Raw genomic sequence first — 26,608 nt, 5'->3', positions numbered from 1 at the left:
GCCCCGTAGGGTGGTCGGGCTATGACGAAGCCATCCCTCCCCGAGCTCCTCCACGCCGCCGTGACCGCCGTCGGCGGGGTGGAACGGCCAGGCCAGGTCACCATGGCCGAGGCCGTCGCCGAGGCCATCGACGACGATTCCCATCTGCTGGTACAGGCCGGCACCGGTACGGGCAAGTCGCTCGGCTATCTGGTTCCCGCCCTGGCCCACGGCGAGCGTGTGGTCGTGGCCACGGCGACGCTGGCGCTGCAGCGGCAGCTCGTGGAGCGTGACCTCCCGAGGACGGTCGAGGCACTGCACCCCCTGCTGCGCCGCCGCCCGGAGTTCGCCATGCTCAAGGGGCGGTCGAACTATCTCTGCCTCCACCGCCTGCACGAGGGCATGCCGCAGGACGACGAGGAGGGTCTCTTCGACCAGTTCGAGGCGGCGGCACCCACGAGCAAGCTCGGCAAGGACCTGCTCCGCATGCGGGACTGGGCCGACGAGACGGAGACGGGTGACAGGGACGACCTGACCCCGGGCGTCTCCGACCGGGCCTGGAACCAGCTCTCCGTCTCGTCGCGCGAATGCTTGGGAGCCTCCAAGTGCGCGTACGGCGCGGAGTGCTTCGCGGAGATGGCGCGTGAGCGGGCCAAGCTCGCGGACGTCGTCGTCACCAACCACGCACTTCTCGCGATCGATGCCATCGAAGGCGCGCCGGTGCTGCCCCAGCACGAGGTGCTGATCGTCGACGAGGCGCATGAGCTGGTCTCCCGCGTCACCGGGGTCGCCACCGGCGAGCTCACCCCCGGCCAGGTCAACCGCGCCGTGCGCCGTGCAGCCAAACTCGTCAACGAGAAGGCGGCGGACGCTCTCCAAACCGCCGCAGAGTCGTTCGAGAAACTCATGGAGCTGGCTCTCCCAGGGCGGCTCGAGGAGATCCCGGAGGATCTCGGCTATGCGCTGATGGCGCTGAGGGACGCGGCCCGCACCGTGATCACCGCGATCGGAGCCACCAGGGACAAGTCGGTCCAGGACGAGAACGCCGTGCGCAAGCAGGCCCTGGCCGCCGTCGAGAATGTCCACGCCGTCGCCGAGCGGATCAGCCACGGCTCGGAGTACGACGTGGTCTGGTACGAACGGCACGACCGTTTCGGCGCGTCCCTGCGGGTGGCGCCGCTCTCCGTCTCAGGGCTGCTGCGGGAGAAGCTCTTCTCCGAGCGCTCGGTGGTGCTGACCTCCGCCACGCTCAAACTCGGTGGGGACTTCAACGGCGTCGGGGCCTCCCTGGGCCTCGCCCCTGAGGGCAGCGGGGGAGAGGACGTGCCGCAGTGGAAGGGGCTCGACGTCGGGTCGCCTTTCGACTATCCGAAGCAGGGCATCCTCTACGTCGCACGCCATCTCGCCACTCCGGGACGCGAAGGGTCCCGGGGCGACATGATGGACGAGCTCGCCGAGCTGGTGGAGGCCGCCGGAGGGCGCACGCTCGGTCTCTTCTCCTCGATGCGGGCCGCCCAGGCGGCGGCGGAGGAGCTCCGCGGCCGCCTCGACAAGCCGATCCTCCTGCAGGGCGAGGAGACTCTCGGTGAGTTGATCAAGACATTCGCCGGGGACGCGGAGACATGTCTGTTCGGCACGCTCTCGCTCTGGCAGGGCGTCGATGTGCCCGGATCCGGCTGTCAGCTCGTCGTCATGGACCGGATTCCGTTCCCACGCCCGGACGATCCGCTGATGAGCGCCCGCCAGAAAGCGGTCGAAGAGGCGGGTGGCAACGGGTTCATGGCTGTGGCGGCGACCCACGCCGCGCTGCTGATGGCTCAGGGCGCGGGCCGGCTGGTGCGTGCCACAGGAGACCGGGGCGTGGTCGCGGTGCTCGATCCGCGGCTGGCGAACGCCCGGTACGGCAGTTACCTGCGCGCCTCGTTGCCCGACTTCTGGTACACGACGGATCGCAATCAGGTACGCCGCTCACTCGCCGCCATCGACGCGGTGGCGAAGCAGGAGGGGAAGTAGGGCCGAAGGGGTCCTGCTCGCGGACACGAGCAGGACCCCGGGACCGGCGCAGTGGGTCCCGGGGTCCGGTCTGGGAGCCGGCGGGTGCGGTCACACCCGTCGCAGCACCGCCACCACCTTGCCCAGGATGGTCGCCTCGTCGCCGGGGATGGGCTGGTAAGCGGCGTTGTGGGGGAGGAGCCAGACGTGGCCGTTCTCCCGCTTGAAGCGCTTGACCGTGGCCTCGCCGTCGAGCATGGCTGCCACGATGTCGCCGTTCTCCGCCACGGGCTGGCGTCGTACGGTCACCCAGTCCCCGTCGCAGATCGCAGCTTCGATCATCGAGTCTCCGACGACCTTCAGTACGAAGAGCTCACCGTCGCCGACCAGCTGCCGGGGGAGGGGGAAGACGTCCTCGACGGATTCCTCGGCGAGGATGGGGCCACCGGCCGCGATGCGGCCGACAAGGGGGACATAAGAGGCGGCGGGCTTGCCGGTGGTGTCCGTGGGCTGGGTGCTGGGCTGGTCGGAGCCGCGGACCTCGTACGCCCGGGGGCGGTGCGGGTCCCTGCGCAGGAACCCCTTGCGCTCCAGGGCCATGAGCTGGTGCGCCACCGAAGACGTGCTCGAGAGTCCGACCGCCTGGCCGATCTCACGCATCGACGGCGGGTAGCCCCGTCGCTGGACGGAGTCGCGGATCACCTCGATGACGCGCCGCTGCCTGTCCGTGAGGCCGGAGCTGTCCGCCCTGATGCCAGGAGGTCGCCCGGGCAGTGAGCGCCCGGGCTTGGGCCCCTCCGGGGTCGTGCCTGTGTCATTCATGGCTTGCACCGGCTCGAATCGGCTCTGTGAGCGGTCCTGGGCAGTGATGGTGGCACTGTCGGCGGTGGTGGTCACGTCGGCCCCTCTCGAATGGTCTCCCTAGTTTGACAACGGTAGTTGCTTTCGAAAGGTTGCGCCAAACACACGTTCGAGTGAAAAATTGCAGATTGCCTTACCTGGGCATTCTGCTGGGTGTATGTGCGAACGATCGAACCTGGAGCGGTGAGCCGTTGCGGTGTCATCACGGTAGCCTTCGCCGTCGGCGGCAGCCGGAGCGGGGTCCGTCGAGACCGTCGCATCCTCCCATTCCCGCCGTCCCGAAGCCGGGATGCGGTGCGCCTGTGTCGCCTTTTCCGTCACCGGTCGTGCTGCCCCGCGCTGACTGTGCAGGGGTCGATACAGGCTGTGCGGCAAAGCTCCAATTGGCTTCATGCGGCGATGTCCGGCGCGACACGCGTAGCGACCTGTGTGTGTGCCGAACCCCCAGATCTAGTGGTTGGATTGGGTTAGCCACCCAGAAGTTGTGTCCCCGGTGCTCCGAGGCCGAGGGCATCGCCTATGCTTGGGGCTGCTTCGAAGGGCTGGGATCCGGCCCGCAGAGGCTATTCGGTCGTGCTGTGAAGGAGGGGTTGGGGGCCATGCACTGTCCTTTCTGCAGGCATCCCGACAGTCGAGTCGTCGACAGTCGCACCACCGACGACGGAACGGCGATCCGGCGGCGCCGGCAGTGTCCGGACTGCGCCCGCCGCTTCACAACGGTCGAGACCGCATCGCTCATGGTGATCAAGCGCAGTGGCGTGACCGAGCCCTTCAGCCGCACCAAGGTCATCTCCGGCGTGCGCAAGGCGTGCCAAGGTCGGCCGGTCACCGAGGACGCTCTCGCCCAGCTCGGGCAGCGGGTCGAGGAGGCGGTGCGCGCCACCGGCAGTGCCGAGCTGACCACCCATGACGTAGGGCTGGCCATACTGGGCCCGCTGCAGGAGCTCGACCTCGTCGCCTACCTGCGCTTCGCGTCCGTCTACCGGGCGTTCGACTCACTCGAAGACTTCGAGGCTGCCATTGCGGAGCTCCGCGACGGGCGGCCTCCTGCTGAGGAAGGCGGGAGTCGCGGGGCCGCAGAGGTCCCCGTTCCCGCCACCGCCGCCGACTGACGGCAGAGGCCGGACGGCGAGGGCCCCGTGAAGGGTCCGTCGGCCGGCTCAGGCGGCAAATGACCTGCTCGTGGGTGCTGTGCGTGGCGCCAGGGCAACAGACACAAACCGTGCCCCGGGAAGATCTGGGCACTTCAGGGCGTTTTTGCCCGTATATGGGAGGCGGCATGACCGAGACGACGAGCGGCCCGGCACGAGGGTCCCGAGCCAAGGGATCCAAGGCGAGCAAGGGCCTGCGTATCGAGCGCGTCCACACCACCCCCGGCGTGCACCCGTACGACGAGGTGGTCTGGGAGCGCCGTGACGTCGTCATGACCAACTGGCGTGACGGCTCGGTGAACTTCGAGCAGCGTGGCGTCGAGTTCCCCGACTTCTGGTCGGTGAACGCGGTCAACATCGTCACCAGCAAGTACTTCCGCGGGGCTGTCGGCACCCCGCAGCGCGAGACGGGTCTCAAGCAGCTCATCGACCGGATCGTGAAGACCTACCGCAAGGCCGGTGAGGACTACAACTACTTCGCCTCGCCCGCCGATGCCGAGATCTTCGAGCACGAGCTGGCGTACGCCCTCCTGCACCAGATCTTCAGCTTCAACTCGCCGGTGTGGTTCAACGTCGGTACGCCTCAGCCGCAGCAGGTCTCCGCCTGCTTCATCCTGTCCGTCGACGACTCCATGGAGTCGATCCTCGACTGGTACAAGGAAGAGGGCATGATCTTCAAGGGCGGCTCCGGCGCCGGCCTGAACCTCTCCCGTATCCGTTCCTCTAAGGAACTGCTGTCCTCCGGTGGCAACGCCTCCGGCCCGGTCTCCTTCATGCGCGGCGCCGACGCGTCCGCAGGAACGATCAAGTCGGGCGGTGCCACCCGCCGCGCGGCGAAGATGGTCATCCTCGATGTCGACCACCCCGACATCGAGAACTTCATCGAGACCAAGGTGAAGGAAGAGGAGAAGATCCGCGCCCTGCGTGACGCGGGCTTCGACATGGACCTGGGCGGCGACGACATCACGTCGGTCCAGTACCAGAACGCCAACAACTCCGTCCGCGTGAACGACGAGTTCATGAAGGCCGTGGAGACAGGCGGCAAGTTCGGCCTGCGCGCCCGGATGACCGGCGATGTCATCGAGGAGGTCGACGCCAAGTCGCTCTTCCGCAAGATGGCAGAGGCCGCCTGGGCCTGTGCAGACCCGGGCATCCAGTACGACGACACGATCAACCACTGGCACACCTGCCCCGAGTCCGGCCGCATCAACGGCTCGAACCCGTGCAGTGAGTACATGCACCTGGACAACACCTCGTGCAACCTGGCCTCGCTGAACCTGATGAAGTTCCTGAAGGACGACGGCAAGGGCAACCAGTCCTTCGACGTCGAGCGCTTCACCAAGGTCGTCGAGCTGGTCATCACGGCGATGGACATCTCCATCTGCTTCGCGGACTTCCCGACGCAGAAGATCGGCGAGAACACCCGCGCCTACCGCCAGCTCGGCATCGGCTACGCCAACCTCGGCGCGCTCCTGATGGCGACCGGGCACGCGTACGACTCCGACGGCGGCCGGGCGCTCGCCGGCGCCATCACCTCGCTGATGACCGGAACCTCGTACAAGCGCTCCGCCGAGCTCGCCGCTGTCGTCGGCCCGTACGACGGTTACGCCCGCAATGCGGAGCCCCACAAGCGCGTCATGAAGCAGCACGCCGACGCCAACACCGTGGCCGTCCGGATGGACGACCTGGACAGCCCGATCTGGGCCGCCGCCACGGAGGCCTGGCAGGACGTGATCCGCCTCGGGGAGAAGAACGGTTTCCGCAACGCCCAGGCGTCGGTCATCGCCCCGACCGGCACCATCGGTCTGGCGATGTCCTGCGACACCACCGGCCTCGAGCCCGACCTCGCCCTGGTCAAGTTCAAGAAGCTGGTCGGCGGCGGCTCCATGCAGATCGTCAACGGCACGGTCCCGCAGGCCCTGCGCCGCCTCGGCTACCAGCCGGAGCAGATCGAGGCGATCGTCGCCCACATCGCCGACCACGGCAACGTGATCGACGCCCCCGGCCTGAAGACCGAGCACTACGAGGTCTTCGACTGCGCCATGGGCGAGCGTTCCATCTCCGCGATGGGTCACGTGCGCATGATGGCCGCGATCCAGCCGTGGATCTCCGGCGCGCTCTCCAAGACGGTCAACCTGCCGGAGACGGCGACCGTCGAAGACGTCGAAGAGGTCTACTTCGAGGCGTGGAAGATGGGCGTCAAGGCGCTCGCGATCTACCGCGACAACTGCAAGGTCGGCCAGCCCCTCTCCGCGAAGAAGAAGGAGCAGGAGAAGGCCGAGGTCACGCAGAAGACCGAGGAGACCATCCGCGCCGCGGTCGAGAAGGTCGTCGAGTACCGCCCGGTCCGCAAGCGCCTTCCCAAGGGTCGCCCCGGGATCACCACCTCGTTCACGGTGGGCGGCGCCGAGGGCTACATGACCGCCAATTCCTACCCGGACGACGGTCTCGGCGAGGTCTTCCTGAAGATGTCGAAGCAGGGCTCCACCCTCGCCGGCATGATGGACGCCTTCTCGATCGCCGTCTCGGTCGGCCTGCAGTACGGCGTTCCGCTCGAGACCTACGTCTCGAAGTTCACCAACATGCGCTTCGAGCCGGCCGGCATGACGGACGACCCGGACGTGCGGATGGCCCAGTCGATCGTCGACTACATCTTCCGCCGCCTTGCGCTGGACTTCCTGCCCTTCGAGACGCGTTCCGCCCTCGGTATCCACTCCGCGGAGGAGCGCCAGCGTCACCTGGAGACCGGCTCCTACGAGCCGTCGCTCGAGGACGACGAGATGGATGTCGAGGCGCTGGCCCAGTCCGCACCCCGGCAGCAGGAGTCGCTGAAGGCAGTCACCGCCCCGCAGGCGGAGATCCCGGCGCCGAAGCAGGCGCACACCTCCGCCGAGCTCGTCGAGATGCAGCTCGGCATCAGCGCCGACGCCCCGCTCTGCTTCTCCTGCGGGACCAAGATGCAGCGTGCAGGCTCGTGCTACATCTGCGAGGGCTGCGGCTCGACCAGCGGCTGCAGCTGACCCTGAGCGGCTACGCCGATGCGGCATCCGGCGTAGCCCGCAGACGGAGCTGACCAGAAGGAGGGGGACCGGCCAGTGGCCGGTCCCCCTTCCCTCGTGCGCACCTCTGGCCTGCGCCCGCCGAACGGCGGACGCGTGTTCAGGGGGTAGGGTCGCCCATCACCGTGACGAACGTCTGAGGGTCCGCGTCGAAGCCGACGAGCGAGTCGCTGAACGCCCAGTCTCCCGACTCGCCTCGTACGAACTCGCCGACCTTGGCCGCCGTGGTGCCTGCGACGGTAGTGAAGTCGTGCTGCCCGATCTCCTGGTGCCCCTCGAGGATCCGTACCGAGGCGTTCGCGACATCACCGAACACCGTCCGTCCGTTGCGCTGTTGGATCACCACGCCGAGGACGACACGGCCGTACTCCGCCGCCAGCCGGTCGAACTCCAGAGTCATGACCTCGTCGGCCCCGAAGCCCTGTCCCGTCTTGCTCTCTCTGGTCAGGATGATCGTGCCGTCGGGCGAGCGGCTGTCGAAGTGCACGACGTACGCCGGCTCACCGAACGGCGCCTGAGCGGGGTACGTCGCGGCCACGATGTCGAGGTCATGGGGCGGCTCTCCCAGCGGACTCGGATCCCACCTGAGGGTCACCTCCGCCTTCCGAACGCCCTTGTTGAGGCTGCTCACCGCTTTTTCCTTCCCCGTAACTGCCGGATGAAATGCGTTCGTTGACCGTATCCGCTCAGTGCGGGATGCGGCGAGCCGGCCGCTGGCGCACGACCTCGTCACGGAATGCCGCGATCTCACTGCTGACCTGGCGCATCAGATGGGTGTGTTCGATCCGGTCCACATACAGGCAGCGCCGAGCGATCCCCTCGAGTTCGAAGACGAAGCAGATCGACATCAGAGGGTTGATGAAGAGTTCGCTGCCCCGGGTGCGGGAGGTGAACTGGACATCCCCGAAACCGCCCCGCACTGCGGCGGCAATGGAGCCGTTCACGATGCTGGGGTGATCGGGCGTGGTGGCCTGGGCGTGGGCCACCGCGTCGAGGAAAAGGGCGCCTTCGCGGGTGGTGCGCGACACGGAGAACGCGCCGAGGTACGCGCCGTCGGTCTCCAGTGCCGCGATGTTCTCCAGCACGAGTCCATGGCTGACACCGTGATACGCGTCGACACCGAACCCCACGGAGACCACCAGGCGTTCAGGTCCCTGGATGCCGTACAGGGCGGCGACGCTGGTCAAGTCTTCCTCGGGGGTGCCGAGTCCCGACTCGTCACCGCGCATGAGGATGTCCGTGCCTCCGTCCACGAGCACGACCGCATCGATGTCGTACCGCTCGATCAGCGCGCGGTATGCGGCACGCAGCGGCTGGACGCCCACGCGGGAGAGGGCGTGAACCGCGTCGGGGTAGCCGTGGGTGGCGAGCCACCGGGCCAGCGAGCGCTCAGGAAAATAGGTCTGATGCGGTGCCGTGTCGGGTCCGATCACCGCCACGTCGGGGGCGAGCCACGCATCCAGAGGCAGACCCTCTGTGGCGCTGAACGTGAGGTTGGCCAGGTGGACTTCCTTGCCCTGGTGGCGCAGGGAGAGCGCGATCGGCAGGCCTGCGTACACATCGAATCCGCCGCCGGCGCCGGCGACGAGGATGCGCTCGGCGGACCGGAGGCGATCGAAGAGCGGGTTGGTGTGCAGGTCGGTCATGGCGATCATTGTGCGGGCCGCGGACGGCGTGCGGTACGGCGTGAACTCATCGGGCGCTCCGCCCGTCGGAAGGACCGATCGCAGCCGGGGGAACCGACTGACGCGGAGAGTGACCCGGGCCACGTTTCCGCGCCGTACGATGGCGCGGTGCTGGTCAAGTGGATTCGCTGCACGGTGGTGGACCGTCGAGGGTTCGAACGCGGGCAGCGGAAATGGGCGGGGCTGCCGGGTGAGCCGGGATTCCGGGGACAGGGCGGAGGGTGGAGCAGGCTACGGCCGAACGTTGCCCATGTCTTCGCCTTCTGGGAGACCCGGGCCTTCTACGACTCCTTCATGGCCCGCTCCCATGATCGGCTCGCGGCCGGACAGTCGGGCACCTACAAAAACATCCAGGCCAAGCTTTTCGACTACCGCTTCGACGTCAAGACCGGGTTCGAGCCGCGGTTCGCGGACGCCGACGTGGTCAGGGTGGCGCACTGCAAGGTGCGTGAGGACAGGGTCGAGCACTACTCCCTGATGCAGGAGAAAGTGTGGAACCCGGCCATGGCCGGGTCGCCGGGCATGGTGCGAGGGGTGTTCGGGGAGGCGCCCGGCTGCGAGTTCCTGGTGATGTCGATGTGGTTGTCGTCGGCGGAGCACGGCAAATACCGCGACGAGCGCATAGAGCGGTTGCTGCTGCGCGCCCAGACGCAGACGGATGTCGTGGCACTGGCCGGTGACGTGGTGGAGCTCGAACCGTCCTGGACGGTGTGATCAGCTGGTCAGGAGCGTTCCCGCCGTCCGGGCCGTGGCGAAGGCGCCGGCCCGGACTGCCGCGAGGACGGCGGCGGCCGACTGGTCGGCTTGCGCCGGATTCATCGGCTCGCGGGTGATGAACAGCCTGAAGTACAACGGCGCGCTGACCGCTCGGACGACGGCCCCCGCGTCGGTCCCGGCCGGTGCCTCCCCGCGCTGCACCGCCCGCTGCACGACTCTCTCGCAGCGGGAGAACCGCTCCGCGTAGAAGGAATGAAGCGCTTCGGCGGCGCGCGGGGACTGGAAGGCCGCAGCGATGATCGCGGTCGGGGCGGCTGCCTGCCCAGGATCGGTGAAGGACTCAGCGGCTTCGTGTGCCAGTGCCCGCAGATCTCCTTCGAGGCTGCCCGTGTCCGGTGGGCTCCAGTCGTCCTCGCCGGCGAGGTCGAGGGTGTCGGCGAGGAGACCTTCGATGCCGCCCCAACGCCGGTACAGGGTCGTCTTGTGTACGCCCGAGTGCTCGGCGACGTACTCGACGGTGAGGCCGGGGTAGCCGTGTTCGCCCAGGCCTGTGAGCACGGCGTCGCGGACGGCGGCCCGGGTGCGGGCGGTGCGACCGCCGGGGCGGAGCGTGCCGGGGGCGGATCCTGATTCAGTCAATTGCTACTCCCGTTGCATTAGGGGATTCGAGTGTGCCACACTGCTCGTAACGCGACAACCGTTGCGTTAAATCTCCGCCGGAGGTGCACTTGCCCACTCAGATCTCCCTGCGCGGAGTTACCCTGTCCCGCGGCGACAGGCTGCTGTTCGACGGAGTCTCCCTGGCAGTACGTCCAGGCGAGCGGATCGGCGTCGTCGGGGAGAACGGCGCGGGGAAGTCGACCCTTCTTCGCCTGCTGGCCGGCATCGAGCGGCCGGCCGACGGTGAGGTGGTCACCGTTGCCGAGAACGGGTCGGGGCATCTGGCCCAGACTCCTGAATTACCGCCCGGGAGCACGGTCGGTGAAGCCGTCGACGCCGCCCTCACCGAACTGCGCTCCATGGAAGCGAGGCTGCGCGAGCTCGAAGCGGACCTCGGGTCGGCGGAGCAGGACGTCCTCGACGAGTACGGCGATCTGCTCACAGCTTTCGAGCTCCGTGGGGGATACGAAGCCGACGCCCGTGTCGACAAGGCAATGAACGGCCTGGGCATCGCCCACGTGGACCGCGAGCGCGTCCTCGGCACTCTGTCCGGAGGCGAACAGGCCCGACTCGGCCTCGCCTGTCTCGTCGCGGCGGCACCCGAGGTGATGCTGCTCGACGAGCCGACGAACCACCTGGACGAGACAGCCCTCGACTGGCTCGAGAGCACGCTGCTCAACCACACCGGCACGGTGATCGCCGTCTCGCACGACCGCACCTTCCTCGAGCGTGTTGCCACCGCGGTCATCGAGGTGGACGCAGATCGCTGCACCGTCGTGCGCTACGGCGGCGGCTACGAGGGCTTCCGTGCCGAGCAGGCAGCCGCTCGTAAGCGCTGGGAGCAGGCGTACGAGGAGTGGACGGAGGAAGTGGCACGGCTCCAGGTCTTCGCGAACACAACGGCCCACAGCGTCGCCGTCGGCCGGTCCATCAAGGACAACAACAAGATGGCCTACGACCGGGCCGGCGGGAGGGTCCAGGCCTCGGTCTCGGGGCGGATCCGAAACGCCCAGGAGCGGCTGCGCAGGCTCCGGGACGAGCCGGTCCCGAAGCCTCCGGAGCCGCTTCGGTTCACCGCGGGGCCGGTTTCCGGTGCCGCGTCGGGCGAGCTCGTCACCCTGACCGGCGTGCGCGTCGGCGACCGGCTCTCGGTGGACGGGCTCAGCGTCGCGGCCGGGCAGAAGATCCTGATCCACGGTGGTAACGGCGCTGGGAAGTCCACCCTGCTACGGGTCATGGCCGGCCTTGTCGAACCGGACACCGGATCTGTGACACGCAGGGGGCGGACCGGCTTCCTCGCCCAGGAGATTCCGGTGAACCGGCCGGCGGAGCCCCTGCTCGAGGTCTTCCGGCGGGGTCTCGCACTCGCCGACGACGAGTCCGCGGAACTGCTGCTGTCCTACGGGCTCTTCCGCCCACGTGACCTGCACATCGCCGTGGGATCCCTCTCCGCCGGGCAGCGCAGGCGGCTGGCCCTGGCCCGGCTGCTGGCCCGGCCCGCGGACCTGCTGCTTCTCGACGAGCCGGCCAACCACCTCGCACTGGGCCTGGTCGAGGATCTGGAGGAGGCCTTGTCCCGGTGGACAGGTGCGCTCGTTGTCGTCTCCCACGACCGACTGCTGCGCCGTCGGTTCGACGGGCAGGTCCGCCGGATGGCCTCGGGGCGGCTCCTCGACTGAACGGGTGTCGCCATAGGGTCTTGGTATGGCACGACCGCGACGTATCGTCCTCGTCCGGCACGGAGAATCGGTGGGCAATGCCGATGACACGGTGTACGAACGCGAGCCCGACCATGCACTACAGCTCACCGCAGCGGGTCTGGCGCAGGCCGCGGAGACCGGGGCTCGGCTGAGGGACCTGTTCGGCCGCGAGCGGGTCAGCGTCTACGTCTCCCCGTACCGCCGCACCCATGAGACCTTCCAGGCGTTCGAGCTCGACCCGGAGCTCGTGCGGATCAGGGAAGAGCCGAGACTGAGGGAGCAGGACTGGGGCAACTGGCAGGACAGGGAGGACGTAAGGCTCCAGAAGGCGTACCGCGACGCCTACGGTCACTTCTTCTACCGTTTCGCTCAGGGCGAGTCCGGAGCCGATGTGTACGACCGGGTCGGCGCCTTTCTGGAGAGCCTGCACCGGAGCTTCGAGTCCCCGGACCATCCCCCGAACGTCCTCCTGGTCACCCACGGGCTGACCATGCGGCTGTTCTGCATGCGGTGGTTCCACTGGACCGTCGCGGAGTTCGAATCCCTGTCCAACCCGGGCAACGGCGAGACCCGCACCCTGCAGCTCGGCGACGACGGCAGGTACCACCTTGACCGGCCCTTCGAGCAGTGGAGGACCCCGGAGCCGTACGGGGCCACCGGATAGAGTGGCAGGAAGATGACCGCTGAATCCGCATCCGACCAGCGCTTCGCACGCGCTCTGGACAGCCTGCACGGCCTGTCCGTGGGAGACGCCCTGGGCTCCCAGTTCTTCGTCCCTTCCAACTATCCGCTGCTCAAGAGGCGCGAGCTGCCGCCGTCCGTCTGGCAGTGGACCGACGACACAGAGATGGCCTGCTCCGTCCTTGCCGTGCTCATCGACCACCATCGTGTGGACCAGGACGCCCTCGCCCGGTCCTTCGCCGAGCACCACGACTTCGACCGTGGCTACGGCCCTGCGGTCAACCGGCTCCTCAGGCTGGTCAGGGAGGGCGGCGACTGGCGGGAACTGGCTGCTGCGCTGTTCAAGGGCCAAGGATCCTGGGGCAACGGCTCCGCTATGCGGATCGCCCCCCTCGGCGCCTGGTACGCGGACGACCCGGAGCAGGCCACGCACCAGGCCGAGATCTCCTCGTATCCGACGCACCAGCACCGGGAGGCGGTGGTCGGCGCCATGGCGGTGGCCGCCGCGGCGGCGCTCGCCGCCGACCCCGCCGGTCCGCCCGCGCCGGCGGACCTGCTGGACGGCGTGGTCGCCCTGGTGCCACGCAGTGCGGTGGGCGCCGGACTGCGCCGGGCCCGGGACATGCTCGACTACGACGACGCCGGTACGGTCGCCGCGGTACTGGGCTGCGGCCGGCGCACCAGCGCCCATGACACGGTGCCGTTCGCGCTCTGGTCCGCGGCCCGGTCGCTCGGCGACTTCCAGCAGGCGTTCTGGACGACCGCCCAGGTCGGTGGTGACGTCGACACCACCTGCGCCATCGCCTGCGGAGTCGTCGCCGCGAGCAAGGGTGGACAGCCGCCGGCCCACTGGCTGGAGCAGACAGAGCAACTGCCCGGCTGGCTGCCCGGCGCCGGCCGCCTCGACTGACGCCGAGAAACCGTAAGCGGATACAGGCCGTCCCCCGCATACGGCACGTATCCGCGGCGTCATGCGGCGTGGCCGCCGGGTCCCGCCGCTCCGCTCAGTGCCTCCAGATCGCTCTTGCGTACCCGCACCACGAGAACGGCCGTCACGACGGCGAGAGCGACCAGACCCACCCCAGCCCAGAACGCGGTGGCGATACCTTCGGCCAGCACCTGGTGACCCCACGGGGGTGGTAGTTCGTGCGTCTTTGCGAAGGCTTCCTGCTGAGCGGGTGTCGATTCCGCGAGGAACGACGGCATCTGGCGCTCGGCCTCTTCACGGCTGGCCGTCCCGAAGACCGTCATGAGGATGGACAGGCCGAGTGAACCGCCGACCATCTGGGTGGCATTGAGCAGGCTGGAGGCCGCGCCCGACTCGTGCTGTGCCACGCCGGAGACCGCGGTGAGTGTAGCCGTCACGAACACCAGGCCCATGCCGAAGCCGAAGAGCAGCATCGGCCCCAGCACTCCGCCCAGGTAGGAGCTGTCGGGGGAGATGAGCGTCAGCCAGGCCATGCCGGTGCCCGTGAGGACCGCGCCGGCGGTCAGGAAGGGCTTCGGGCCCAGCACCGGCAACAGCCTCGTGGAGAGGCCGGCCGCTGTCATGATCGCCACCGTGACCGGGAGGAAGGCGAGTCCGGAGGTGATGGGGCTGTATTCGAGCACGTTCTGCACGAACAGGACGATGAAGAAGAACATGCCGAACATCGCCGCCGCGAGGCTCATCATGATCAGATACGTGCCGGAACGGTTGCGGTCGGCGAACATCCGCAGCGGTGTGATCGGATCGCGGGTCCTGCGTTCGATCAGTACGAACGCGGTCAGCAGGACCAGGGATGCTGCGAACGCACCGAGCGTGAGCCCGTCGCTCCAGCCGTCCTCCGAGGCTCTGATGAAGCCGTAGACCAGTGACGCCATGCCCGCGGTCGAGGTGAGGGCGCCTGTCACGTCGAATCGGCCGGGGTTGCGCTCCGACTCGTTGATGAACATCGGCGCGAGAACGGCGATGAGGATGCCGATGGGCAGGTTCACGTAGAAGACCCAGCGCCAGTCCAGCCACTCCGTGAGCATGCCCCCGGCCAGCAGCCCGATGGCGGCGCCGCTCGCGGAGACGGCCGCGAAGATGCCGAAGGCGCGATTGCGCTCCGGTCCCTCGCGGAAGGTCGTGGTGATCAGGGCGAGCGCCGTGGGCGAGGCGATGGCACCGCCGACCCCCTGCAGCGCGCGGGCCGCCAGCATCTGCCAAGGCTCCTGGGCGATGCCGCACAGCAGTGAGGCGAAGGTGAAGAGCAGCACGCCGGAGACGAACACCCGGCGACGGCCGAGTATGTCGCCCGCCCTGCCGCCGAGCAGCAGAAGTCCGCCGAAGGTGAGCGTGTAGGCGTTCACCACCCATGAGAGCTGGGTCGTGGTGAACTCGAGAGCTCCCTGGATATGGGGGAGCGCGATATTCACAATCGTGGTGTCGAGGACCACCATGAGCTGCAGCGCTGCGATGACGGTGAGTGCGATGCCCGGGCGCCCCGGCCGGCGGGCAGCCCCCGGAGGGGCGGGTGCGGTTAACTGAGAGGTTGTCACTATGAGTCCCCCACACGTGAGTTAGTGAACGAAGGCGTTCACTTTCGTCAACCGTAGAGAGTCCCCGTCAGTGAACGCAAGCGTTCACTGAACCTCCCGTCCCCAACGGAGATATGAAGATGGCCACTTCGCGCTGGACCGGTGCCGCGGAGGTTCCGCCGGTCGCCCTGCGCCGACGAGGGCCCGTGCTGGAGCGTGCGATCCTCGAAGCCGCCCTGGAGCAGCTCAGTACGGTCGGCTGGAGCGGGCTCACGATGGAGGGGGTGGCCGCCTCGGCGCAGACCGGCAAGGCGGCCGTCTACCGTCGCTGGCCCTCCAAGGAGGATCTTGTCGCCGACGCGCTCGAGGCGGGCCTGCCGAGCCTCGACGAGGCCGCCGACCGCGGCAGCGTCCGGGAGGACCTTCTCCACGTCTGCCGGCGGGTGCGTGACGCGATGTTCTCCCGCACCGGGATCGCCCTGCGCTCGGTGCTCTACGAATGCGACACCGCCACCGCGGAACGCTTCCAGAGCCTGATCACCACCAGGGTGATCGGACCGTCCACCCAGCTCTTCCGTGAGGTCGTCCACCGTGGTGTGCGCCGTGGCGACGTGCGGGCGGACGCTGCCTGCGAGCTCGTCTTCGACGTGATCCCGGGCCTGCTGATGTACCGCTCGAAGATCTGTGGAAGCCACTGGCCCGACCCGGACATCGCCGAGATGATCGACCAGGTCATGGTCCCGCTCCTCCGGCCCCACGGTTCTCCGCCGCAGCCCCGCGGGACGTGACCCGGAGCCGGGTGTCATCCGGCCGCCGGGGCGGCGTACCCTTGTTGGCGCCATGGCCTACGAACCACCTACCCACGCAGTCGAGCGCTCGATCCGGGCCACGACCGGCGCCAAGATCGTTGCCGGGATCGACGAAGTCGGCCGAGGAGCGTGGGCGGGACCGGTCACGGTCTGCGCGGCGGTCACGGGTCTGCGTCGGCCCCCCGTCGGCCTCACCGATTCCAAGCTGATCACTCCCAAGCGCCGCGCGGAGATGGCGGAGCTTCTGCAGAGCTGGGTCACGGCTCACGCCCTCGGTCACGCCTCTTCGGAGGAGATCGACGAGCTGGGGATGACCGCGGCACTCCGACTGGCCGCCGGCCGGGCACTGGAAGCGCTGCCGGTACGCCCGGACGCCATCATCCTCGACGGCAAGCACGACTACCTGGGAGTGCCCTGGCAGGTGCGCACGGTGATCAAGGGCGACCAGTCCTGTGTGGCCGTGGCTGCGGCATCGGTGATCGCCAAGGTGCACAGGGACGCGATGATGGCTCAACTGCCGGAGGAGTTCTCCGTGTTCGGCTTCGCCGACAATGCGGGCTATCCGTCGCCCGTGCACAAGGCCGCCCTCCGGGAGCTCGGACCCACCCCGTACCACCGGCTGTCCTGGGCATATCTCGATTACCTGCCCCAATGGCGGCACCTCAAGAAGGTCCGGCTCTCGCCGGAGGCGGCCGAACTCGAAAGCGGGGGCCAGCTCGGCTTCGACTTCTGAACTCGCCCCGCCGTCACCGCCCGTCGCACGTTTTGTGCCACCCGCCGATGCCATCCGCAGCGGCGTTTGATAGACATCCACCCATGCCTCTCATTCCCGAGGAGCCTCACATTCACGAGAGCGCCCAGGGTCCCCGCGTCACTCCGGCCGCAGGCCGCACCGCGCCGACCCCCCGTCCCGTCCCCGGTCCGCGTTCAGCGGCCTCGCCGCGTCCCGGACACCCGGGCCCCGGCCCGTCCCGGCCCGCCCCGCCCGCGCAGCGCGCGTCCGGCGCTGCGGGCAAGCCGAAGCCGTCACGGCCGGAGAATCGTTCCGCGCCGCAGGTCCAGCTGGTCCCCGCCCCGGCGGGTGGCGCGCTGGACGCCGCCGACGAGGCGGTCGACCTGCTGCTGGACTCCGGTCGCGCCCCCGGCGACGTTCTGGTGTTCACCACCGGTGACCAGCACCCGTGGGCCGCTCACGAGCTGTCGTTCGGCGAGGGTGCCTACTGGTCCCAGCACGATGCCCGCGACGATGTCTTCTACGCGGACGCGTCATCCGTGGAGCGTGCTGCGGCACGCCCCGTGGTCGTTGTCGCGGTCAACGGCGGCACGGACGACACCACCGCCCGCGCGCTGCCGGCCGCCATGGAGAAGGCTTCGGCGCTTCTCATCGTGTGCGGTGACCCGGAGCGGATCAACGCCGTGCTCGGCGCGGGCGTCTGATCCGTACCGGCGGAACGGGCCGCACGGCCCGGTCGTGACCCGGCTGCCCAGGGCCTGGGCAGCCGGTGGATGACACCGTCAGCGGGCCGCCGTGCGCCGGAGCGCGTCCACGGAGCCCCCCGCCGTACGCAGGGGCACATGGTCGGTGTCGCTTCCCGCGTCGGCCAGACGGCCGGGTGTGGACGTCGAGTTGGGGTGCCGGCCGCCCCGACCCTCGCCGAGCACCTGCCAACCGCCGCGCGTCAGCGTGATGTACGCGCCGCAGCGCAGGCCGTGAAGCGTGCAGGCGTCCCGCAGGCCCCACATCCAGGCGCCGTCCTCCTCCGTCCAACGCTCGTCGCCCTCACGGCAGTAGAGCAGCACAGCGGTGCGCACCGGCGTACGCCGACGCAGATCATGAGGGATCACGCGGCGCAGATGGGCCAGCAGCGCGTTGCGGAACTCCCAGCCGTCCGACGGGACGGCGCGCCGGGAGAACGACGCGCTGGCCGCGAGCCTTTCCTCGTGATCGAGCACGGCGACGACGGCCGTCGCCGGGGCGGGACGGTGTCGCGCATGCAGTCCGCCGACGACCTCGCGCGGGTTGCGCAGCAGCGGGATTCCGGCCGCTGCCCACTCGGCCGGTTCGAGCAACCGGGCAAGGCGGTTGGCGGAGTTGGCCGATGCGGTGATCGAAGTGGCTGCGGACGAAGCGAATCCGAAGGTCACGGTCCTCCCTTCGCATACGCGCCCACAGTGCGGGCAGGATCGGGTGAGGGCGCGCCGCGGCATGGCCCTTCTGGACCGCTTACGGGCCGTGCGGGGAGCAGTCCAATTCTTCCTGGCGCATGGGAATGCGGCAACGAGCAATTCGGCACGACCGGCTGAAATCGGCGGGTATGACTCTCATATCCCTTCCCTTATCTGCCACCGGTGACCCCTCCGCATCAGGACTGGACGGCAAGGACCAGCGGAAACACGCCCTGCGCGCCCGCTCTGCGCAGCAACCTCGTCGCCACGGCCAGAGTCCAGCCGCTCTCCGAGTAGTCGTCCACCAGAAGAACAGGGCCGCCGGCGGCGGCCAAGGCGTCGGCCAGCTGCGGCGGCACGACGAGCGTCTCGTGCAGCGCCCTCACCCGCTGCGCGCTGTTGGTGCGCGAGACGTGTGCGTCCAAAGCCTCCGGCACATACTCGACGGTGCCGAGCACGGGCATCCTGCCGACCTGCCCGATACGGCTGCCGAGAGAGCCGATCAGGCGGGGCCTGGTGCGGGAGGCGATCGTGACCACGCCCACGGGCCGCGCCGGCGAGTCCACGGCCCCTGAGGCCCAACCGCCGGGTCCCTTGGCCCAGTCGGCGAGCACGGTGACGACCGCGTCGGTCATGTCGTCGGGAACGGGGCCGTCCGGCGCCTGCGGGGCGAACATCGGGCGCAGGCGGTTCCCCCAGCCGATGTCCGAAAGCCGCCCCAGCGCCCGCCCGGTGAACGACTGCTCGCTCTCCGGGATCCGGCCCTTGAGGGTGACGCCGACGGCGGGCAGACCGGTCGGCCACATCTTGCGGGGCTCCACATCGACGCCCGGCCTGCCGAGCTCCCCACGTGCCGCGTCCAGAGCCCCCGCCGACACCTTGTCACTGAATCGCGCTCCGGAGCAGTTGTCGCAGCGACCGCAGGGCGTCGCCTCCTCGTCGTCGAGCTGGCGCCTCAGGAACTCCATCCGGCACCCGGTGGAGCGGGCGTACTCGCGCATCGCCTGCTGCTCGGCCGCGCGCTGCCGGGCCACCCACGCATAGCGTTCCGCGTCGTAGGACCACGGCTGTCCCGTCGTGGTCCAGCCGCCCTTGACCCGGCGCACCGCGCCGTCCACATCGAGCACCTTGAGCATCGTTTCGAGCCGTGTGCGCCGAAGCTCCACCAAGGGCTCCAGCGCGGGCAGGGACAGCGGCCTGTCCGCCTGCGCGAGCACGTCGAGCGTGCGCCGCACCAGCTCCTCGGGAGGGAAGGCGACGGACGCGAAGTACTGCCAGATCGCCTCGTCCTCCTTGCCGGGCAGAAGCAGCACCTCCGCATGCTCCACACCACGGCCGGCGCGACCCACCTGCTGGTAGTAGGCGATGGGCGACGACGGGGAGCCGAGGTGCACGACGAAGCCGAGATCCGGCTTGTCGAACCCCATGCCCAGCGCCGAGGTGGCAACCAGCGCCTTCACGCGGTTCGCGAGGAGATCCTCCTCCGCCTGCTGGCGGTCCGCGTTCTCCGTGCGTCCGGTGTAGGAGGTCACGGTGTGACCGCACTGGCGCAGGTACGCGGTCACCTCCTCGGCGGCGGCGACCGTCAGCGTGTAGATGATTCCGGAGCCCGGCAGCTCGCCGAGATGGTCGGCCAGCCAGGCAAGACGGGTGGCGGCGTCCGGGAGTTGCAGCACGCCGAGACTCAGGCTCTCCCGGTCCAGCGGGCCGCGCAGCACCAATGCGTCCGTGCCCGCCCCCGTGCCGAGCTGCTCCGCGACGTCCGCCGTGACCCGCGCATTGGCGGTGGCGGTCGTCGCGAGGACGGGGACGCCGGCGGGAAGCTCGGCGAGCATGGTGCGAAGCCTGCGGTAATCGGGACGGAAATCATGACCCCAGTCCGAGATGCAGTGGGCCTCGTCCACCACGAGCAGTCCGGTCGCGGCCGAGAGCCGGGGCAGCACTTGGTCGCGGAAGTCGGGGTTGTTCAGCCGCTCGGGGCTCACGAGCAGAACGTCGACCTCACCCGCGGCGACCTCGGACTGGATCGTCTCCCATTCCTCGGTGTTCGACGAGTTGATCGACCGGGCGCGGATGCCCGCCCGCGCCGCCGCCTCCACCTGGTTGCGCATGAGTGCGAGCAGGGGAGAGACGATCACGGTGGGGCCGCTGCCACGTGCCCGCAGCAGGGAGGTGGCGACGAAGTAGACCGCGGACTTTCCCCACCCCGTCCGCTGGACGACCAGCGCACGGCGCTTGTCAGCGACGAGAGCCTCGATGGCCCGCCACTGGTCCTCACGCAGCCGGGCACGGCCAGAGGTGTCGGAGACGAGCCGGGCCAGTACGGAATCGGCGGAAGCCCGAAGCTCCGCGCGGTCTGCGTTGGTCATGCACCCATGCAACCTGATGGCACCGACAAAGCGCGAACGAGCCCGTGACCTGTGGACAACTTTATCCACAGGGGTCGCGGCGATTGAGGTCGGCGCGGGACCGTCAGGGCATGAACAAGCACCACGACCTCACCGGATCAGGCCCCGACCAGCAGATCACCTTGCGCGGCCCTGGCGAACTCGCCGACGCGCTTCCGTACATGATGGGCTTCCACCCGACCGATTCGATCGTGCTCGTCGCCCTGCACGGCAGCAACGGACGCTTCGGCGGCCGGCTGCGGCTCGGAATCCCACGTTCGCCACGGGAATGGGAGCCCGTGGCGGCCCAGCTCGCGGAGTGTCTGATCCGGGGCAGCGGACGCCGAGGCCCACGGCCCGACGGCATCGTCGTCTTCCTGTGCCAGGACCCGGTCGGCGACGAGACGGGCGACCGGGTGATGGAACGCCTGCGCCCGCTCGCGCAGCGGCTGCGTACCGCCTGCGGAGGCCTCGACGTGCCCGTGTACGAGGCACTGTGCATTTCCGACGGCCGTTTCTGGAGCTACTGCTGTCCTGATGCCCGCTGCTGCCCGCCCGACGGCACGCCCCTCGCCCTGCCTGGCACGTCCGTGATGGCCGCCGCAGCCGCGTACGCGGGTGTCCGGGTGCGCGGAAGCCTGCGTGACATGGAGCGGCGGTTCGCCCCGCGGCCCGGACCGAAGGCGGAGGACCAGATGCGAGCGCTGGACGCGGCGGGTGCCGTCCTGACCTCCAGGCTTCTCGACGCGCAGGGCCGGCAGGAGGTCGCCGACGAGACCGTCGAGCTGGCCCGCCGCCTGCGGGAACGGATGGCGGAAGCCCCTCGTCCCGACGGTGGCCCCGCTGCCGACGCCGAGGACGACCGGCTCGTTTCGGACGATGAGGCCGCCGCGGTGATCCTCGGCCTGCAGGACCGGGAGACGAGGGACCGGGCGGCGCAATGGATGGAGGGGGAGGAAGCAGCTCCGGCCCTGCGTCTCTGGCGGGTCCTGTCGCGGCGCTGCGCCGGGCCGTACATGGAGCACGCCGCCGCGACGCTCACCCTCGCCGGATGGGTGTCCTGGTCCATCGGCGACGAGCCCGGCGCACGCGTGGCACTGGGACTCGCCCTCCGGGCAGATCCCGAGTACGTCTTCGCACGCCTGCTGCACCAGGCGTGCAACGAAGGGCTGGACCCGGAAACGGTGCGCCGTTGCCTGCGGAGTCGACGGGACGTCCCGTCGGAGACGACACCATCAGCCCCCTGCCCCGATGCACACCGCACCCCGGCCGGCCGGCGGCGTCGCGGCAGGCCCGCCCGGCCGTCCGCCGCCGGGCCGGACCAGGCCGGCGCGCACCGGACGCACCCGCGAAGCGGTGCGGCTCCCGGCCGCCCACGCCCCGGAGCAGCGGCCGCTCGCGCACGTACGCGTGCCGCACGGCGCAGTGGGCAACGCGGTGCCAGGACCGGCCGATGACCGCGTGCCGGTGCGGCAGCCGACGGCGTGGTGTCGGGAGCGCCATCCGGCAACCCCCGTGATCCGGCGCGGGGCCGGACCAACGGTCGAGCGGTCCGCAGCAGTGGACACCGATCAGCAGCAGTCCACACCGATTCGCAGCGGTCCGGCGACGGTCGAGCAGGCCGCAGGCGGACTCCACTTGGGAGGTGGTTGGGCCGATGGCGGTGGAGTTCCGGAGCCGGGCCGAAAACGATGGGACGCAGGCAGGGAAGTGTGTGTTTATCGTCAGGCAGACGACTATGATCGCGGCATGTCGCCCTACGACCCGTCGGCCTTCCCGGCCTTTGCCGTCACTGTCGACCTGGTCGTGCTCACCGTGCGTCGGCATGCGCTCTGCGCTCTCGTCGTACGCCGCGGTGAGCCGCCGTTCCAGGGACGGTGGGCGCTGCCCGGAGGCTTCGTCAGGGGCGACGAGGACCTGGCGGCGGCGGCCGCACGCGAGCTGGCCGAGGAAACGGGACTGTGCGCACACGACCCGGCCTCCCCGGGGTCGGCCAACGGCGCCCACTTGGAACAGCTCGCCACATACGGCGACCCCAAGCGTGATCCTCGGATGCGAGTGGTGAGCGTCGCGCATCTCGTGCTCGCCCCCGACCTGCCGGCGCCCCGTGCGGGCGGCGACGCGAACAGTGCCCGTTGGGCGCCGGTCGAGGAGCTCCTCGCCAGGGACACCGCTTTCGCACGGGAGGACGAACAGCAGGCGCCGCTTGCCTTCGACCATGCGGTGATCCTGGCGGACGGCGTGGAGCGGGCCCGTTCCAAGATCGAGTATTCGTCCCTGGCCACGGCGTTCTGCCCACCGGAGTTCACGGTCGGAGAGCTGCGGAGGGTGTACGAGGCGGTGTGGGGCGTCGCCCTCGATCCCCGCAACTTCCACCGCAAGGTGACCGGTACGCCAGGCTTCCTGGTTCCGGCCGGCGGCACGACCACCCGGCAGGGCGGCCGCCCCGCCCAGCTTTTCCGAGCCGGTGGCGCCACGATTCTGAACCCGCCGATGCTGCGGCCCGAAGTCTGACCTCGGCCCTGGCCGCGCGTAGGGCCGCACCGCATCGACCCGACGCCGTTCCTGTTCGTGTCCGGCCGGGCCGCGCGCAGGGGCCCGCATGCGAGCGTGCGGCAGGGCACGGCATGAAGCGCCTGCGGGAATCCGGTCCTGGACGACTCGTCCGCCGGCCCATGGGGCAGACGGCCTGAGGCGCGCTCCGGGTCCGGCCGCCCGGCCTGGCCGGTCGAGGCGCGGGTGGCGTCCGGCCCGGCCCGTGGCGCGGGCCGACGGCCGGTCACGTCCTGGCGTCCGGCCCGGTCCGAGGCGCAGGCCGATGTCCGGTCCCTCCGGCGCCCGGTCCGCACCGGCGCCCGGTCCGCACCGGCGAGCGGGCGGCGTCCCGTCACGTCTGGCGTCCCGTCACGTCTGGCGACCGGTCACGTCTGGCGACCGGCGACCGGCGACCGGCGACCGGCGTCCGGGCACGTTCGGTCACGTCCGGTGTCCCGCCGGTGGCGCGGCCCCCGGGCGCGGTCTGACACCCGGGACTTCCGGCGATGCGCAAGAAGTCTGAAATGTCGCGTTATCTTGCTCCGGTATCCGTGCTGCCACTGAGCGGTCTCACCTTCCGCGAGAGAGGCGAGAGAAGCGATGCTCCAGGCCATCGGGCTGACCAGCACCCGTCGCAGAGAGCACCCGCCCGCCGTCGACGATCTCTCCTTCGAAGCCCGCCCCGGTCAGGTCACCGTCTTGCTCGGCGCGAGCGGCGCGGGGAAGACGACGGCGCTGAGGCTCGTTCTGGGACTCGAGGCCGGTCGCGGATTCACGTACTTCCGCAGCAAACCTTTGCATCGCATCGCCAATCCCGCGTGTGAGGTGGGAGCTCTCCTCGGCGATGTGCCGGGGCATCCCGCCAGGACGGTACGAGGTCAGCTGCGGATGCTGAGCGCCGCTGTCGGGGTGCCCGCGTCCCGTGCCGACGAATTGCTCGACGTCGTGGGTCTCGGCGCTCTCGCGCACGAGCAGTTGGGGAGACTCTCCCTCGGTATGGACCGCCGACTGGGGCTGGCGTCCGCGCTTCTCGGCGATCCGCAGACGCTGGTCCTCGACGACCCCGTCCGGGGGCTGTCGCCCCGCGACAGAAGCTGGCTGTTCGCGCTGCTGCGGGCCCACGCCGCCCATGGCGGAACGGTTCTGTGCACGCTGCGCGAGCCCAAGGAGGCCGCCCGGATCGCCGACCGCGTCGTCACGCTGCACGAGGGGCGCCTGCTCGCGGACCAGGAGGCCGCAGAGTTCTCGCGGACCCGGCTGCGGCCCCGGGTCGCCGTCCGTACCCCGCACGCGGCCCGTCTCTCCGCCGTCCTCGCACGCGAGGCGCGCGCCGAGCGGCGCTCGGTCGAGGTGGTCGCCGAGAGCAGCGGTGTGCTCGCCGTCTTCGGCAGCAGCTGTGCCGAGGTGGGCGAGACGGCCTTCCGGCACGGCGTAGTCGTCCACCGCCTCACCGAGGAGGTCGGCGACACGGCTCCGGCGCCCGAGGCGGGGTCCATGGCCGTGGCCGCACCCGCCCGGAGTCCCGTGCTCCACCCGCCGTCGACGGCCTCCCCGGCCCCAGCCCGAGCGCCGGCCCCGGCTCCGTCCGCAGCCTCAGCCCCGGTCTCGGCCCCGACCCGACCCGCGGCGTCAGCGCCCTCGCCCGCGCCCGCCGACATCCCCGCCCCCGCGCCCGTCGACATCCCCGCCCCCATGCCCGTCGACATCCCCGCCCCACGCCCGCCGGTACCCCCGCACCCACGCCCCCCACCGGCTCCGCCGGTGTGGCAGCCGTCCCGCGGGCGACGCGACCGGTGCGCAGTCCCCGGTGGCCGCTGCGCTACGAGCTCCGCCGGCTCCTCGGTGTGCGCACCTCTCCGCTGATTGCCCTGGCCGCGGTTGCCGCCTCGCTCGCCCTGTGCCTCCTGCTCGCACGGACCGGCGAGACCGCGGTGAAGCCGCACACGGTCGTCGCCTGGCCCGGATTCCTGCCGCTGCCTCCGGCGGCGTTCGGGGCCGGGCTGATCGGCGCGCTCGCCTTCGGTGAGGAGTTCCGTTACCCCGCTCTCGCGTCCGCGCGGGGCACCGTGCCCCGTCGGCTGGGCCTGCTTCTGGCCAAGCTGGGTGTGACAGCGACAGCCGCGGCCACGCTCGCGGCGCTCGTGGTGGCCCTCGATGTGCAGGCGCTCCGGCTGGTGTTCGGCCCGGAAACGGTGGCACGGCCGCCCGACTGGCCTGCTCTGGTGGCCGGTTGGGGCGCCCTCTGCGTCGGCTGCGCATGGTCGGGCCTGCTGGCCGCCGGAGTCTTCCGGGTCACCGCGGCCGGAGTCGCCGCGGTCCTCGCCGTGCCGGTCCTCGTGGCGCCCCTCGCACACAAGGTGCTCGTCGTACCGGCAGTCCGTTCGATCGCCGGGCTTCCAGGCAGGCTCCGGGAGCCTGCCTGGGTCGAGCTTCCGCAGCAGGCGGATCGTTGGCTGATCGCCGCGATGCGGTTGCCGGCGCAACCCGTGGGCTTCGCACTGGTGTTGTCGTTGGTAGCCCTGATCTGCGCGTATGTGGTCACCGGCCTTCGTCGGAGGGCCCTTTGGTGACCAACGGTGACCGGCTGTCCGTGAACTGCCCACACCAACTTGGGGAATGCCCGTTTCTTTCCGATAAGGCGTCAATTGCGGGGTGAGCGCCGATCACCCTTTCGTGTGCTTTTCACCAAAGACCTCAAGGGGCTCGGAAGCTGAGCCGACAAAGGATGCGTGAGTACCCTTGCGCACACCATGATGCCCCCCGCCCGCCCCGCCGAGACCGGTCTGGCCGGTCCGGGCGAACTCGCCCGTTACGGCTACGGGGAGTCGCCCGCGGCCGATCGCGTCGGTCCTCCCGCCTGGGAAGCGTCCGACACCGAGTTGGGCCGGGTGGGCCGCCGTACGGCAGGCAGCCGCGGTCGCGGCCTGCACGGTCAACTCGTCCAGCAGCTCGGCCAGATGATCGTCTCGGGCGACCTCGGGGCCGACCGTCCGCTCGTCCCCGAGGAGATCGGCCAGCGCTTCGAGGTCTCCCGCACGGTCGTGCGCGAGTCCCTCCGTGTCCTCGAGGCGAAGGGGCTGGTCAGCGCCCGCCCCAATGTCGGCACCCGCGTCCGGCCCGTCAGTGACTGGAACCTCCTCGACCCCGACATCATCGAGTGGCGCGCCTTCGGCCCGCAGCGCGACGACCAGCGCCGGGAGCTGAGCGAGCTGCGCTGGACGATCGAGCCGCTCGCCGCCCGGCTCGCCGCCGGTCACGGCCGTGAGGACGTCCAGCAGCGTCTCGGTGACATGGTCGAGATCATGGGCCACGCCCTCGCTCAGGGTGACGGCCTCACTTTTTCGCGTGCCGACGCCGAATTCCACTCCCTGCTCATCCAGCTCGCGGGCAACCGCATGCTCGAGCACCTGTCGGGAATCGTCTCGGCCGCCCTTCAGGTGTCCGGCGGCCCGGTCGCGGGCTGTGACCGCCCGACGGAGGCGTCCCTGTCGCACCACGCCCACATCGCGGAAGCGCTCGCCTCGGGAGACGCCCACGCCGCCGAGTCCGCCATGCGCCGGCTGCTCACCGTTCACCCGGAAGTGGAGCGAGTGGTCCCCGCGCCGCGTGAGCACTGACCGCGGCGGCGGTCGGCGAGTGCGCAGTGTTCGGGCTGCATGTCGCCGGATCCCCAGGGGGTCCGGCGACTCGCTCTGCACCGATCGCACCACTTTGACCCTAAAGC

Annotated in this window: 20 protein-coding genes and 1 pseudogene; 14 read left to right on the top strand and 7 right to left on the bottom strand. The window is 70.0% G+C overall.

What is annotated here, in order from left to right; translation table 11 throughout:
• The first annotated feature begins 21 nt into the window (after positions 1-21).
• Positions 22-1,992 carry an ATP-dependent DNA helicase gene (locus tag GLX30_RS09870; RefSeq protein ID WP_159686167.1) on the top strand — a complete coding sequence of 657 codons (1,971 nt, stop codon included), beginning with the start codon at positions 22-24 and terminating at the stop codon, positions 1,990-1,992.
• A gap of 90 nt (positions 1,993-2,082) precedes the next feature.
• Here GLX30_RS09870 and lexA read toward each other — a convergent pair whose 3' ends face one another.
• A complete protein-coding gene (gene lexA / locus GLX30_RS09865) occupies positions 2,083-2,868 on the bottom strand; it encodes a transcriptional repressor LexA (protein WP_159686164.1) in 786 nt (261 codons plus the stop codon).
• A gap of 563 nt (positions 2,869-3,431) precedes the next feature.
• Between lexA and nrdR the strand changes: the two genes are divergently transcribed.
• Together nrdR and GLX30_RS09855 are read left to right on the top strand one after the other, a co-directional pair.
• The gene (gene nrdR, locus GLX30_RS09860) at positions 3,432-3,944 is read left to right on the top strand and encodes a transcriptional regulator NrdR (protein ID WP_159686161.1); all 513 of its coding nucleotides are present in this window, start codon (positions 3,432-3,434) and stop codon (positions 3,942-3,944) included.
• A 167-nt stretch (positions 3,945-4,111) separates the two neighbouring features.
• Positions 4,112-7,003: a vitamin B12-dependent ribonucleotide reductase gene (locus GLX30_RS09855; protein ID WP_159686158.1), complete on the top strand. Its 2,892-nt coding sequence runs from the start codon at positions 4,112-4,114 to the stop codon at positions 7,001-7,003.
• A 139-nt stretch (positions 7,004-7,142) separates the two neighbouring features.
• Here the strand turns inward: GLX30_RS09855 and GLX30_RS09850 are convergent, their stop codons facing one another.
• Together GLX30_RS09850 and GLX30_RS09845 are read right to left on the bottom strand one after the other, a co-directional pair.
• The gene (locus tag GLX30_RS09850) at positions 7,143-7,724 is read right to left on the bottom strand and encodes a TerD family protein (protein ID WP_279632631.1); all 582 of its coding nucleotides are present in this window, start codon (positions 7,722-7,724) and stop codon (positions 7,143-7,145) included.
• A gap of 4 nt (positions 7,725-7,728) precedes the next feature.
• On the bottom strand, positions 7,729-8,688 hold the full coding sequence (locus GLX30_RS09845) for a DUF1152 domain-containing protein (protein ID WP_159686151.1): 960 nt from the start codon (positions 8,686-8,688) through the stop codon (positions 7,729-7,731).
• Positions 8,689-8,835: 147 nt separating this feature from the next.
• On the opposite strand from GLX30_RS09845, the gene GLX30_RS09840 reads away from it, so the two are divergent.
• Positions 8,836-9,441, top strand: a complete 606-nt coding sequence (locus tag GLX30_RS09840; RefSeq protein WP_159686148.1) for a YdbC family protein — start codon at positions 8,836-8,838, stop codon at positions 9,439-9,441.
• On the opposite strand, the gene GLX30_RS09835 is transcribed toward GLX30_RS09840, so the two are convergent.
• A complete protein-coding gene (locus tag GLX30_RS09835; RefSeq protein ID WP_159686146.1) occupies positions 9,442-10,083 on the bottom strand; it encodes a TetR/AcrR family transcriptional regulator in 642 nt (213 codons plus the stop codon).
• Between the two features lie 83 nt (positions 10,084-10,166).
• On the opposite strand from GLX30_RS09835, the gene GLX30_RS09830 reads away from it, so the two are divergent.
• The 3 genes from GLX30_RS09830 to GLX30_RS09820 are packed head-to-tail and all read left to right on the top strand — an operon-like array spanning position 10,167 to position 13,395.
• Entirely contained in the window at positions 10,167-11,783 is a 1,617-nt protein-coding gene (locus GLX30_RS09830) for an ABC-F family ATP-binding cassette domain-containing protein (RefSeq protein ID WP_159686143.1), read from the top strand.
• A gap of 25 nt (positions 11,784-11,808) precedes the next feature.
• Entirely contained in the window at positions 11,809-12,468 is a 660-nt protein-coding gene (locus GLX30_RS09825) for a histidine phosphatase family protein (protein ID WP_159686140.1), read from the top strand.
• A 12-nt stretch (positions 12,469-12,480) separates the two neighbouring features.
• Positions 12,481-13,395 carry an ADP-ribosylglycohydrolase family protein gene (locus tag GLX30_RS09820; protein WP_159686138.1) on the top strand — a complete coding sequence of 305 codons (915 nt, stop codon included), beginning with the start codon at positions 12,481-12,483 and terminating at the stop codon, positions 13,393-13,395.
• A gap of 59 nt (positions 13,396-13,454) precedes the next feature.
• Here the strand turns inward: GLX30_RS09820 and GLX30_RS09815 are convergent, their stop codons facing one another.
• Positions 13,455-15,008, bottom strand: coding sequence for an MFS transporter (locus GLX30_RS09815; protein WP_159686135.1), 1,554 nt, complete (start codon positions 15,006-15,008; stop codon positions 13,455-13,457).
• Positions 15,009-15,127: 119 nt separating this feature from the next.
• Between GLX30_RS09815 and GLX30_RS09810 the strand changes: the two genes are divergently transcribed.
• The 3 genes from GLX30_RS09810 (at position 15,128) to GLX30_RS09800 (ending at position 17,233) form a co-directional block, all read left to right on the top strand.
• Positions 15,128-15,775 carry a TetR/AcrR family transcriptional regulator gene (locus tag GLX30_RS09810; RefSeq protein WP_159686132.1) on the top strand — a complete coding sequence of 216 codons (648 nt, stop codon included), beginning with the start codon at positions 15,128-15,130 and terminating at the stop codon, positions 15,773-15,775.
• 52 nt (positions 15,776-15,827) lie between these two features.
• Positions 15,828-16,529: a ribonuclease HII gene (locus tag GLX30_RS09805; protein WP_159686129.1), complete on the top strand. Its 702-nt coding sequence runs from the start codon at positions 15,828-15,830 to the stop codon at positions 16,527-16,529.
• Positions 16,530-16,612: 83 nt separating this feature from the next.
• Positions 16,613-17,233: a hypothetical protein gene (locus GLX30_RS09800; RefSeq protein WP_159686127.1), complete on the top strand. Its 621-nt coding sequence runs from the start codon at positions 16,613-16,615 to the stop codon at positions 17,231-17,233.
• A gap of 78 nt (positions 17,234-17,311) precedes the next feature.
• On the opposite strand, the gene GLX30_RS09795 is transcribed toward GLX30_RS09800, so the two are convergent.
• Both GLX30_RS09795 and GLX30_RS09790 read right to left on the bottom strand, forming a co-directional pair.
• Positions 17,312-17,941: a hypothetical protein gene (locus GLX30_RS09795; RefSeq protein WP_159686124.1), complete on the bottom strand. Its 630-nt coding sequence runs from the start codon at positions 17,939-17,941 to the stop codon at positions 17,312-17,314.
• A gap of 218 nt (positions 17,942-18,159) precedes the next feature.
• On the bottom strand, positions 18,160-20,331 hold the full coding sequence (locus tag GLX30_RS09790) for a RecQ family ATP-dependent DNA helicase (RefSeq protein ID WP_159686121.1): 2,172 nt from the start codon (positions 20,329-20,331) through the stop codon (positions 18,160-18,162).
• Positions 20,332-20,441: 110 nt separating this feature from the next.
• Between GLX30_RS09790 and GLX30_RS09785 the strand changes: the two genes are divergently transcribed.
• From GLX30_RS09785 to GLX30_RS09770, 4 genes and pseudogenes are all read left to right on the top strand, one after another.
• Positions 20,442-21,806 (top strand): DUF4192 domain-containing protein, encoded by a 1,365-nt coding sequence (locus GLX30_RS09785; protein WP_159686119.1) that lies wholly within the window; start codon positions 20,442-20,444, stop codon positions 21,804-21,806.
• Between the two features lie 292 nt (positions 21,807-22,098).
• Positions 22,099-22,863: an NUDIX domain-containing protein gene (locus tag GLX30_RS09780; protein WP_159686116.1), complete on the top strand. Its 765-nt coding sequence runs from the start codon at positions 22,099-22,101 to the stop codon at positions 22,861-22,863.
• A 621-nt stretch (positions 22,864-23,484) separates the two neighbouring features.
• Positions 23,485-25,454, top strand: a pseudogene (locus tag GLX30_RS09775) (ATP-binding cassette domain-containing protein).
• Positions 25,455-25,613: 159 nt separating this feature from the next.
• Positions 25,614-26,501, top strand: a complete 888-nt coding sequence (locus GLX30_RS09770) for a FadR/GntR family transcriptional regulator (protein WP_159686114.1) — start codon at positions 25,614-25,616, stop codon at positions 26,499-26,501.
• The last annotated feature ends 107 nt before the right edge of the window (positions 26,502-26,608 follow it).

It is taken from the genome of Streptomyces sp. Tu 2975 (assembly GCF_009832925.1).
Classification (GTDB): domain Bacteria; phylum Actinomycetota; class Actinomycetes; order Streptomycetales; family Streptomycetaceae; genus Streptomyces.
This window is presented reverse-complemented; position numbering and strand designations above follow the sequence as displayed.